General features: G+C 37.8%; 11 protein-coding genes and 1 pseudogene. 11 read left to right on the forward strand and 1 reads right to left on the reverse strand.

What is annotated here, in order from left to right:
• Positions 1 to 13: 13 nt before the first annotated feature.
• The 10 genes from F9U64_RS15600 (at position 14) to F9U64_RS15645 (ending at position 10,404) form a co-directional block, all read left to right on the forward strand.
• Complete coding sequence (locus F9U64_RS15600; RefSeq protein ID WP_153405698.1) at positions 14 to 1,441, forward strand: MFS transporter; 1,428 nt, start codon at positions 14 to 16, stop codon at positions 1,439 to 1,441.
• 106 nt (positions 1,442 to 1,547) lie between these two features.
• Positions 1,548 to 1,850 carry a metal-sensing transcriptional repressor gene (locus F9U64_RS15605; RefSeq protein WP_089742342.1) on the forward strand — a complete coding sequence of 101 codons (303 nt, stop codon included), beginning with the start codon at positions 1,548 to 1,550 and terminating at the stop codon, positions 1,848 to 1,850.
• A 13-nt stretch (positions 1,851 to 1,863) separates the two neighbouring features.
• Positions 1,864 to 4,248: a heavy metal translocating P-type ATPase gene (locus tag F9U64_RS15610; protein WP_153405701.1), complete on the forward strand. Its 2,385-nt coding sequence runs from the start codon at positions 1,864 to 1,866 to the stop codon at positions 4,246 to 4,248.
• Between the two features lie 102 nt (positions 4,249 to 4,350).
• Positions 4,351 to 4,557 carry a copper chaperone CopZ gene (copZ, locus tag F9U64_RS15615; RefSeq protein ID WP_153405704.1) on the forward strand — a complete coding sequence of 69 codons (207 nt, stop codon included), beginning with the start codon at positions 4,351 to 4,353 and terminating at the stop codon, positions 4,555 to 4,557.
• A 167-nt stretch (positions 4,558 to 4,724) separates the two neighbouring features.
• On the forward strand, positions 4,725 to 5,375 hold the full coding sequence (locus F9U64_RS15620; protein ID WP_153405706.1) for a hypothetical protein: 651 nt from the start codon (positions 4,725 to 4,727) through the stop codon (positions 5,373 to 5,375).
• A gap of 185 nt (positions 5,376 to 5,560) precedes the next feature.
• Complete coding sequence (locus F9U64_RS15625; protein WP_407647335.1) at positions 5,561 to 5,752, forward strand: helix-turn-helix transcriptional regulator; 192 nt, start codon at positions 5,561 to 5,563, stop codon at positions 5,750 to 5,752.
• 18 nt (positions 5,753 to 5,770) lie between these two features.
• Positions 5,771 to 6,157, forward strand: coding sequence for a hypothetical protein (locus F9U64_RS15630; protein ID WP_153405711.1), 387 nt, complete (start codon positions 5,771 to 5,773; stop codon positions 6,155 to 6,157).
• A 378-nt stretch (positions 6,158 to 6,535) separates the two neighbouring features.
• Positions 6,536 to 7,204, forward strand: a complete 669-nt coding sequence (locus tag F9U64_RS15635; RefSeq protein ID WP_153405713.1) for an HAD family hydrolase — start codon at positions 6,536 to 6,538, stop codon at positions 7,202 to 7,204.
• 24 nt (positions 7,205 to 7,228) lie between these two features.
• Positions 7,229 to 7,885, forward strand: a complete 657-nt coding sequence (locus F9U64_RS15640) for an HAD family hydrolase (RefSeq protein ID WP_153405751.1) — start codon at positions 7,229 to 7,231, stop codon at positions 7,883 to 7,885.
• Between the two features lie 869 nt (positions 7,886 to 8,754).
• Positions 8,755 to 10,404, forward strand: a complete 1,650-nt coding sequence (locus tag F9U64_RS15645; RefSeq protein WP_228275751.1) for a metal ABC transporter solute-binding protein, Zn/Mn family — start codon at positions 8,755 to 8,757, stop codon at positions 10,402 to 10,404.
• A 138-nt stretch (positions 10,405 to 10,542) separates the two neighbouring features.
• On the opposite strand, the gene F9U64_RS15650 is transcribed toward F9U64_RS15645, so the two are convergent.
• On the reverse strand, positions 10,543 to 11,451 hold the full coding sequence (locus F9U64_RS15650) for a helix-turn-helix transcriptional regulator (RefSeq protein ID WP_153405716.1): 909 nt from the start codon (positions 11,449 to 11,451) through the stop codon (positions 10,543 to 10,545).
• Between the two features lie 77 nt (positions 11,452 to 11,528).
• Between F9U64_RS15650 and F9U64_RS23100 the strand changes: the two are divergent.
• Positions 11,529 to 11,760: pseudogene (locus F9U64_RS23100) on the forward strand (VOC family protein); the annotation flags it as partial.

Here is an 11,760-nt window from a genome sequence, read left to right on the forward strand (position 1 = left end):
GGGGTCTATCATTATGTCAACAAATACAATTTCACAACCAGATCCAAATCGATGGAAAGCACTCTTCTTATTATGCTTTGCGAATTTCCTTGTGATGATGGATTCGGCAATTATCCAGATTGCCCTGCCATCTATTAAAGAAACACTTGGTTACAGTCAGGAAAATTTACAATGGGTAATGAGTGCATTTCTTATTTTCTTTGGGGGATTCCTATTATTAGGCGGAAGGTTAGCAGATTTATTCGGAAACCGGCGCATCTTTAATTTTGGTGTTATCATTTTAATCATTTCTTCCTTATTTGCAGGAATAGCCTGGAGCGAAATGAGTCTCAACGTCTCAAGGGCAGTTCAAGGATTAGGTTCTGCATTCATTGCGCCAGCTGCACTTTCCCTTATTATGATCCTGTTTTCTTCCAATAGTAAAGAAATGGGCAAAGCTCTTGCATTCTGGGGTCTGTCCGGGGCAGCGGGTGGTGCTTTGGGGATCGTTATGGGTGGTATCATTACAGAGTTTGTCGGCTGGCGCTGGACATTATTGATCTATGTTCCACTTGGTATCATTGTGCTTCTACTGTCTCCAAAGCTTTTACAAAAGTCAGGAAGTAAAGCAACCGGCCGTGTCGATTATATTGGCGCAATATTAGTGACCATTTCTTCCATGCTCATTGTTTATGGAATTGTAACAGCAGAGCATAGTGGCTGGCAGTCCATCAATACCATTCTGCCATTATCGATTGGGGCTGTATTGTTCATCGTATTTATCATCGTACAGTCGAAAACAAAAGAACCGCTCATGCCACTTAATATTTTTAAGACACCGAATCTTGCGATAGGAAATATTTCTGTTTTCTTAATAGCAGCATCATGGTTCCCGCTCGTATATATTCTTGTTTTATACTTGCAGCAGATTTTACAGCTTTCTCCATTTATTGCAGCAATGGCGATGCTGCCAATGCCAATTTTTATGGCCATCTTCATGGTTGCCATTGCGGAAAAAGTAATGGAGAAGTTCGGGATTAAGAAGACACTTGTTACGGGATTTATCTTGCTTGGAGCAGCGGGGATTTTATTTTCCCAAACAGCCGGCGTTGATGGAAACTACTGGACAAATGTCTTGCTTGCTTCCTTAATAGCATCTTTAGGTAATGCCCTTGCTTATTTACCTGCTACAACAGCGTCCGTATCAGAAGTTGAATCAGGAAGGTCAGGTATTGCATCTGGTTTATATAATACTTTTTACCAAATTGGCTCAGCAGTAGGTCTTGCTGTAATAGTGGCTGTTGCCGGTGCAACTACTGCTTCAAGTACAGCAGAATCACAGACAGGTGCCTTGAATGCAGGCTTCCAGCAGGGGTTTTTCTGGATCGGAATAATTGCATTGATTGGATTTGTGCTGGCACTTCTGTTCACACGATCCACAAAGGCTGGAAAAACAGAATAATGCCCTTGTGAATTTTTATTGAATAGAGACGAAAGTTCTCTTTTATTTGACAAAAATACCATAAGGGGGTATAGTATAAGTATAAAACAAAAAGGAAGTGATTTATTTGGATAAGTTCTTACACGATCACCCAAGTAAACCTAGAACGCAAGATGAAAAGCAAAAAGTAATCAATCGTTTAAAACGTATAGAAGGACAAGTCCGCGGAATTCAGAAAATGGTGGAAGAAGACAGGTATTGTGTTGATATTTTAGTCCAAATCAGTGCAATCCAATCCGCGTTAAAAAATGTTGGTTTCTCTGTCACAGAACGACATCTTAATCATTGTGTCAGTGATGCGATCAAGCAAGGTGACGGAAAAGCAACCATTGATGAATTAATGAGTGTAATGAAGCAGTTTTCCAAGTAAGGAGGGGCCGATTATGGGAGAAACAAATCATGCAACACTTGGTATAACAGGCATGACATGTGCTGCTTGTTCAACCCGAATTGAAAAAGTGTTAAATAAAATGGATGGAGTAGAAGCTCAGGTCAATTTAACTACCGAAAAAGCAACCGTAGATTACGATTCAGAGAAGATTACCCTTGAAGATATTACGGAAAAAATCTCAAAAGTTGGCTACGGTGTTTTAATGGAGAAAGCAGAATTAGATGTGTTTGGCATGACTTGTGCTGCGTGTTCGAGCCGAATAGAAAAAGTCTTAAACAAGCAAGAGGGAGTTAAGTCTGCATCTGTAAACTTAACAACCGAATCTGCATTAATAGAATATAACCCTGGTTTAGTTAACCAGAAAGCAATCATTGAGAAAATTAAAACACTCGGCTATGATGCAAAGCCTAAAGCAGAAGCAGCAGAAAAACAAACACATAAAGAAAAAGAAATTAAGAATATGAAAACAAAATTAATCATTTCTGCTGTTTTATCTGCACCACTTCTAGTAAAAATGCTTGTTCATTTATTTAATTTGGCGATACCAGCCATCTTTATGAATCCATGGTTCCAGTTTGCTTTATCAACACCTGTTCAGTTTATTATCGGCTGGCAATTTTATGTTGGGGCATATAAGAACCTTCGTAATGGTGGAGCGAACATGGATGTGCTTGTGGCATTAGGTACGAGTGCGGCGTATTTCTACAGTTTATACGAAGCGTTTAAGACAATTGGCAATCCAGATTATATGGCGCATTTATACTTTGAAACAAGTGCTGTATTAATTACGTTGATATTATTCGGTAAGTACCTGGAAGCAAGAGCAAAAAGCCAAACAACAAACGCATTGTCTTCTTTACTGAATTTACAGGCAAAAGAAGCACGAGTGATCAGAAATGGCGAGGAAACAATGATCCCGGTAGAAGAAGTTGCCGTTGGGGATCGTTTAGTTGTTAAACCAGGTGAGAAAATACCTGTTGATGGTATTGTGGTAAAAGGAAGAACGTCTGTTGATGAATCGATGATTACAGGAGAATCCATTCCAATTGAAAAAGAAATAGATGCTAACGTAATAGGGTCAACGATCAATAAAAATGGTTCGATTGAAATGGAAGCAACAAAAGTCGGGAAAGATACGGCTCTTGCATCGATTGTGAAAATTGTGGAGGATGCCCAAGGTTCAAAAGCGCCGATCCAGCGATTAGCTGATATCATTTCAGGTTATTTCGTACCGATTGTTGTAGGGATAGCTATTCTTACCTTTATAATATGGATCGCATTTGTACAGCCTGGCCAGTTTGAACCAGCTCTAGTTGCAGCAATTGCTGTCCTTGTTATTGCATGTCCTTGTGCTTTAGGGCTTGCAACACCAACATCGATTATGGTTGGAACAGGAAAAGCTGCAGAGAATGGAATTTTGTTTAAAGGCGGAGAGCACCTTGAACGTACACATGCATTAAATGCAATCGTGTTGGATAAAACAGGTACAATTACAAAAGGTAAACCAGAAGTGACAGACTTTACTGGTGATGAGGAAACATTACAGCTGCTTGCAAGTGCGGAGAAAGGCTCAGAACACCCGCTTGCAGAAGCGATTGTTGCCTATGCAACCGAAAAAAATATCGAATTAGTTGATGTGGATGACTTTACTGCAATACCTGGACATGGTATCGAAGTAAAGATCTCAAACAAGCATATTCTTGTTGGTAACCGCAAACTGATGCAGAATCACCAAGTTGATGTTGGTGGGGCAGAACAAGAATTGATAAATTATGAGATAGAAGGAAAAACAGCGATGCTAATCGCAATTGACGGACAGTTCCGTGGAATTGTTTCAGTCGCTGATACCATTAAAGAAACAGCACCACAAGCAATCAGAGAATTAAAAGAACAAGGCTTGGAAGTTATCATGTTAACAGGGGATAATGAACGAACGGCACAAGCAATTGCCAAACAGGTTGGCATCGACAAAGTCATTGCTCAAGTTTTACCAGAAGAAAAAGCAGATAAAGTTAAAGAAATTCAGGATAGAGGTAAAAAGGTTGCAATGGTCGGTGATGGGGTAAATGATGCTCCAGCATTAGCAATCGCCGATATCGGAATTGCGATAGGTACAGGAACGGAAGTAGCAATTGAAGCTGCCGATGTGACGATTCTTGGCGGGGAGTTATTGCTTATACCCAAAGCAATCAAAATCAGCCATGCTACAATCAAGAATATCCGCCAAAACCTGTTCTGGGCGTTCGGTTACAATACAGCAGGAGTCCCGATTGCCGCATTAGGTCTCTTGGCACCATGGGTTGCAGGTGCAGCAATGGCCTTAAGTTCGGTAAGTGTTGTTTCAAACTCCCTACGCTTAAAAAGAGTGAAATTATAAAGTAAGACTTTGATCAGTGGTGGTTTCCCACTGATCATTAGCGAAACTTATCAGGATGCATAGCACTGTGATAATAGTCCACTTTAAAGGAGGTGAAAGGTCATGGAAAAAACGTTAAACGTACAAGGCATGACATGCGGTCATTGCAAAATGTCTGTTGAAGGAGCTTTAAAAGAATTAGATGGCGTGTCAGCTGCTGAAGTTAATTTGGAAGCAGGCAGTGTTGATGTTACTTACGATGAATCCAAAGTAACGGTTGCTGCAATGAAAGAAGCGATTGAAGAACAAGGCTATGATGTGGAAGCTTAATATAAGAAGAAGCTGGTTTTCGATTATGAAAATCAGCTTTTTTTATAACACAAAAACGCCAAAGTGCAGCAAACAAGTAAGTCACAATTCTTCACTTGTAAAAAAATAACATCAAAAGTATGCATGAATTTTCTCTTAACGGATATAGTTAGGTAGGAGGTGTTGTCATGGATACTTTTTTTTACACTTTTTTTGTACTAGCTTATCTCATACTGATTATCTGGACATTTAAGTCATCAGAGAAAAAGCTGACATTTCGAAGTTTTCTCTATCTTGTCCTTATCGGTCTATTATATGATAACACGGTTCTGGCTGCTGGGAGATTTGTCGGTACAGGAGACTTACTGGAAATATTGAATTTAGGCCGCTACTGGATCCATGCATTGGTTACGCCAACATTAGTACTGTTTAGTTATGGCATCTTACAATTAGCAAAAGTAAATTGGGTGAAAAACAATATAGTAAAATGGTTCTCCATCTTTGTTACACTTCTGCTTAGTGTGGTGGAAATTCTGATGGTGGTTCTTCCGCTAAAGTTAGAACCAGTATGGGAGAAAGGTGTTCTTCAATATGTCTCAGCTTCATCAAGTAATCATCCGCCGTATATGATCCTTGGTGTTACTATTGTCTTGCTAATTGCGGGCTTTATATTATATCGGAAAACACATTGGAAATGGATGCTGATTGGAACAGTCATTATGGGTATTGGCAGTGGTTTGTCTTCGTTCCTGCCAAGCGGTGCGGTAACAAATGGATTTGAGTTATTTCTGCTCTTTACATTAGCATTAACGAAAATTCAATTGGAAAAGAAAGAATAATTGGGAAAGGATAAGTACATCAGGATAATATCAGTTTAATTGAAAATATAACTATACAGTCAAAAGCCAGCAAAAATGTAAAAAAGATTTGACATTTTTGTTGGCTTCTTTATAATTAAAAATGTAAAAAGGTTTTTACATTATGGAGTGATAAAGGTGATTGGATATTGAATAATAATATTAAAATGATCAGGAAATCGATGAAGATGTCCCAAGAGGAACTTGCCAATCGTTGTCATGTTACACGCCAAACAATTAATGCTATTGAAAATAATAAATATGACCCAACGCTATCCTTGGCATTTCATTTAGCACAAAATCTCGGTACAACTGTTGATGAGCTATTCAGCTTTGAGAATGAGAAAAAGTCACAATAAAGTAGAGGAGGTACTTTTATGAAAAATAGAAAAATGGTCTATGCCATCTGTATTGCTGGACTAATCGCAATTGCGTCTTTAGGATTGTATAAATGGTTTGTCGAAGGGGAATTAAGACTTGATACCATCATTTTCTTTTCCATTTTTTCTGCCTATTTGTTTAATTTTATTGCCAATGGCAGAACAGAGTTAGAAGACCAGGACGAAAGAGAAGCTTATCTATCAAAAAAGGCATCAGGGTTAAGTTACGTGATTCTGGTCGTCTGTTTGGGTGTGATCCTATTTGTAGTGGAAGGGACTGGAAGACTAACAGAGTTGAAGAATATTCCTCTGGTTATCTGCTTTTCATTAAGCTTGTTCATTTATCCGATGGTTCGAGCGATTGTATTCTTTAACCAAAGATAACATATATGTCGTTATCTGTTAGTGCACATACACTTAAATGGAAGCGAAGTTCTAGAGAATTAAAATGATCTCACGAGGGTTGAACTTACAAAATGACTATCACCTATCAAACATTAAGTTGCATATCAGCGAAAAAGATTGGAATAAACAATTTTTTGGCTTTGAAATATGAGAAAAAGTAAGGCTCTATGATGAACGAAACTCCATGTCAATCAACTGTTTATATACAACTCTTTAACATACTTTCGGAAGAACCGAAACTTTAAGACGTAAGCGGAGATTATATATTAAAAGATATAGCAGAAAGAATTATATCTAATCAAATGAGTATGATGAATGAATCGTTAGTGGAACATCATGCTTTCAGGAGGGGATTTTTTGGCTATTAAAGCATTCTTTTTAGATTTCTATGGAACAGTTGTGCATGAAGATGATGAGATTATTTCAACCATTTGTCAGCAGATAAAAGAAGATGCAAAGACAGATGCCACTGTATCTGAAATAGGAGCCTTTTGGTGGAAGGAATTATCCAAGTTATTTCTTGAGAGTTACGGTGAAACATTTAAACCACAGAGAGTATTGGAAACGATCTCTCTAAAAAACACACTTGCCTATTTTGATTCCACATTAGATGAGAACATATTAAGTGAATTAATGTTTCATCATTTTGATGACTCATTGGAGTTTTTTAAACAAAATAAACTTCCTGTATACATATTATCTAATATAGATACTTTTGATGTGAAAACAGCAATCGCCTTCCACAACTTAAAGGTGAAAGAGGTGATTACGAGCGAAGATGTTCAGTCATATAAACCACGTCCCGAAATGTTTGAAAAGGCCTTGAAATTGAGTAATCTATCAAAAAATGAGGTTATTCATGTCGGTGACTCTCTTTCTAGTGATATTAGTGGCGCAGGGAGTGCCGGCATTAAAAGTGTCTGGTTAAATCGCAATAACAAAGAATTTAAGGGCAAGGATAAGCCAACATATATGATAAAAAAATTAGATGAATTACTAAGCTTGGAGTTGCATGAAAGGCGGTGAAATTAATTGAGTCGTACGAAAGCAATAATATTTGATTTAGATGATACTTTGCTTGATAGAGATAAGGCAGTTGAAAATCTATTTTTTCTCATCATAGAAAAGTGCTACGAAGAAGTGTATGATTCAGAAAAAGAAGCGATGATGCGGGCTTTTAAAAAATATGATAGAAGAAGCTATGGCTATGGGGATAAGACAGAAGTACTGGAGTCATTCTTTGATGAATTTCCTGCCAAATTCAGATTGCCGAGAGAGGAAATCCAAGACTTTTGGAATAATCATTTTCCTTATTGTTTTCCAGTAAACCAACATACGATAAATCTGGTTAACAAGATTAAAGAGGAAGTAAAAGTTGCCATTGTAACAAACGGTCTAACTCAGAGACAGAAAGCCAAGATAAGAAAAACGAAATTAAATGACTGTTTCGATATTATCATCACTTCTGAAGAAGCAGGATTCTGGAAACCTGACAAGCGTATTTTTGAAATAGCATTAAGTAAACTAAATGTCCAACCTGAAGAGGCATTATATATTGGAGACGACATCGAAAAGGACATTGCCGGTTGTCAAAATGCCAATATTAAGGGAATATGGTTCAATCCTCATATGAGCAGGAATGATACCGAGATAAGTCCATATGCCGAAATTGATTCATTAGATAGACTGTTAGGTTATTTTGTCTAACGATAATGATGAGAATACTAAAGGCTGTGGGAAACCCGAGACTTTCCCACAGCCTTTTTATCTCTCTTTTGCTTGTAATATTACTTGGCCGAAAGCAAGTTTTAATAGATTCAGAAATTTCGGGGAGAATGATGGAAGATTTGTCGGATAAAAAGGATAATAAGAACAAATCATAGTAGTCCGAGCGGAAGATTTGTCGATAAAAAGAATATAATCAACAAATCCCGGTAGCCCGGGCGGAAGATTTGTCGATAAAAAGGATATAATCAACAAATCCCGGTATCCCAGGCAGAAGATTTGTCGATAAAAAGGATATAATCAACAAATCCCAGTAGCCAGGCAGAAGATTTGTCGATAAAATCCCAGCAATCCCAGGAAAGATATATCATAAACCGAGTATTGCAGCGAAAGCCCCATGAGCACCAGCCAGCGCCAGTTACTAATTCGCGGAAAGTTAATAAAAAATTTGAATAATACGAAAAAGCAAGCAGGCAGCTACCTACTTGCTTTTTTTATAGACATAACGTTCCAATATGGCCCTTGAATTAAATGCGAGTTTAATTTCTTTGCTAACAAATCCGCGGCAGAGAACTCAGTAAAGGTTTTATTCAAATAGCTGTTTGAGTCCTTTAAGGTTTCTGTTACCCCATTAACGTCTCGTACAATTACGAACATTGGGTCAACTCCTTAATTTCAGACTAATATTAAGCTGTGTATTAAGCATCTCATATATAAAAGTATGTGTAAACCATTTTTTACCTAAAAGCTTAGATTGAGCTCTAATATTTTAATATAAATCGTAACAATTACTATTTACAAATCGTAATCATTCCGATATAATTGCTTATGATAAAAAGGAGGAGAGGAAATTGTTTAAAAAAGGAATACTAGTTTCAATTCTATTCATATTACTCGTTGTAGTTGCTGCCTGTGGTGCGGATGAAGGTGCCAACAGTGGTGAAGCCAGTGATAGTACTGACAGTGGAGTAGCAAGTGAAAATACTCAGGAAGAGCTTACATTATATACTACTGTTTATCCTCTTAAGTATTTTGCTGAACAGATTGCAGGGGAAGAAGCTTCTGTTGAGTCCATCTTGCCAGCTGGTTCAGATGCTCATAACTATGAACCAACATCAGCACAGATGGTGGATATTGCGGAAGCGGATGCTTTCATCTATAACGGAGCAGGCTTAGAAACATACGCAGAAAAAATCTCAGAGGCTATCGAAGCGGAAGATGTAAAAATAGTAGAAGCTTCAACAGGGATTGACTTCTTAGAGCACAGCCATGACCATAGCCATGGAGAAGAGCACAGTCACGATCACGAACATGAGGGGGAAGAGGGCAATCATGAAGACGAGCATGCGGGCCATGATCATGGAGATAAAGATCCACACGTTTGGCTTGATCCCATTCGCTCGATTCAGTTAGCCGAGAATATTAAGGAGAGCCTAATAGAACTTCGCCCTGAATCAGAAGAATCCTTTAATAAGAATTTTGAAGAGCTGAAAGGAAACCTGGAAGATTTAGATAAAGAGTTTCATGATCAACTTGAAAGTTTACCAGGAAATCAGATTATTGTATCACATGCCGCGTACGGGTATTGGGAAGAGTCCTATGGAATTGAACAGATTCCTGTTTCAGGTTTAAGTCCAACAAATGAACCTTCACAAAAAGGGTTACAAGATATTATCGAAATTGCAGAAAACCATGGCTTAAAATATGTATTCTTTGAGCAGAATGTAACGCCTAAAGTGACAGAAGTCGTCAGAGAAGAGATTGATGCAGAGCCTTTGCGTATTCACAATTTATCTGTTTTAACAGAAGAAGATATTAACAACAATGAAAATTACATAACACTCATGAAAACAAATTTAGAGGCATTAACAAAAGCGTTATCGGATGCTCCAAAAGTTACCAAAGAAAGCGCTGATAGTGAGCACGATCACGATCATGATCACAGCCATGCCCATGATGAAGAATCACAGAAAATCCAAGAGGGTTATTTTGAAGATAGTCAAGTGAAAGATCGCCCACTGTCTGATTGGGAAGGGGACTGGCAATCCGTTTATCCACTTCTTCAAGATGGTACACTTGATGAGGTCTTTGATCATAAAGCGGAAAATGGAGACAAAACAGCAGCAGAATATAAAGAATATTACGAGGTAGGGTACCAAACAAATGTGGAACGTATTTTGATAGAAGGGAACACAGTAACCTTCTTTGAAAATGGGGAAGAAAAATCTGGAGAATACACATATGATGGCTATGAAATTCTGACTTATGAGGCAGGAAATAGAGGCGTAAGATTCATCTTCAAGCTGGCAGAAGAAGCAGAAGGCCTTCCTCAGTATATTCAATTCAGTGATCATATTATCTCACCGACTAAAGCAGGCCATTATCACTTGTATTGGGGAGACGATCGGGAGGAGTTACTGAGTGAAGTCACAAACTGGCCAACCTACTATCCAGCAGACATGACGGGGCATGAAGTAGCCCATGAAATGATGGCACATTAATTTTTATGAAAGGTCAGATAAAAGTTACCAAGTAATTTGCAAAACCAGAGGATTTTTCGCGGATCTTCTGGTTTTAATTTTTTCCTGAGTGTTTTTACTATCCATCTTTTTACTTTCCGTAGCCAACACATGCATAACCTATTTATAAAGCTTGACCGCTTCCTCCAAAAAGCTCACATATTTATCAATAAAACCCTTTGGCTCGATAATTTTCACTTTATTACCGAATCCGGCCAAAAACTGGTAGGCAAATTGATTCTCAGGCAATTCTATCATCGCATGGTAACTTCCTTCAGATGCTTTTGTAATGGCATTTTTACCGTATCTCTCGATAAATTGATCTCTTACAGCAAAATCGATCAATAGCTGTACACTAACCAGCTTTTGTTGTTGATTATGCTGTTTTTCTTCTTTAAATGTTGTCTCGGACCTTGGAACAAAAATACCGCCTTTTTTGATATTTACTATTCTTGTCAATTTAAATGTACGATAATCTTCCCGTTCTAAACAATAACCATATAGATACCAATGCATCTCGCTTAAGTGGATTTTATTTGGTTCTACGACTCTATCCGTTTTGTTTCCTTTTTGGTCCACATAATCAAACTTTAGTAACCAGTTTTTTTCAATAGCTTGTTTGAGAAATAAAATATCTTCATTCATTTGACTTCTTCCTGCCCAATCATAAAAACTTACATTAATATTGGGAGAAATATCTGAAATGGCCATTCCTTTGATCTTTTGGAGAGTCGTGTTAATTTCCTGATTCGTAATCAGCTGCTCGAAGCCACCTAATGCTACGAGTATATTCTCAATATCCGTGTGATTTAATAATCGTTTATCGAATTTATACTCTTCCATTAATGAATAGCCGCCTTCCGCACCATGTTTCGCATAAACAGGAATGTTTGCATAGCTTAATGTTTCCATATCACGCTGAATTGTTCGTTTTGTTACATGAAACAGCCGACTGAATTCTGATGCCGAAACAACTTCCTTTTGTAACAAAATCATCACGATCGAGATAAGTCGCTCAATTTTTTTCATGAGTTCCTCCCATATACGACATACTGTTGTCACCTATCTGCTATTATACTTCAAATATAAAAAGGAGGTAATAAATAATGAAAGCAATAGCGTATCTGCAATTTGATGGGAAGGCCGAAGAAGCATTAACTTTTTATGAAAAGGCATTACAAGCAACAAGTGTAAAGAAGGTGAGGTTTGGAGCTTTTGGCCAGGATCCAAACGCACCACTAACAGAAGAAGAACAAAACATGATAATGGAATCCCGGATTGAATTTTCAGGGAATATATTAATGCTCTCTGATGTGCTGCCCTCAATGAAAGCTGTGA

This window comes from Gracilibacillus oryzae, assembly GCF_009498735.1.
Classification (GTDB): domain Bacteria; phylum Bacillota; class Bacilli; order Bacillales; family Amphibacillaceae; genus Gracilibacillus; species Gracilibacillus oryzae.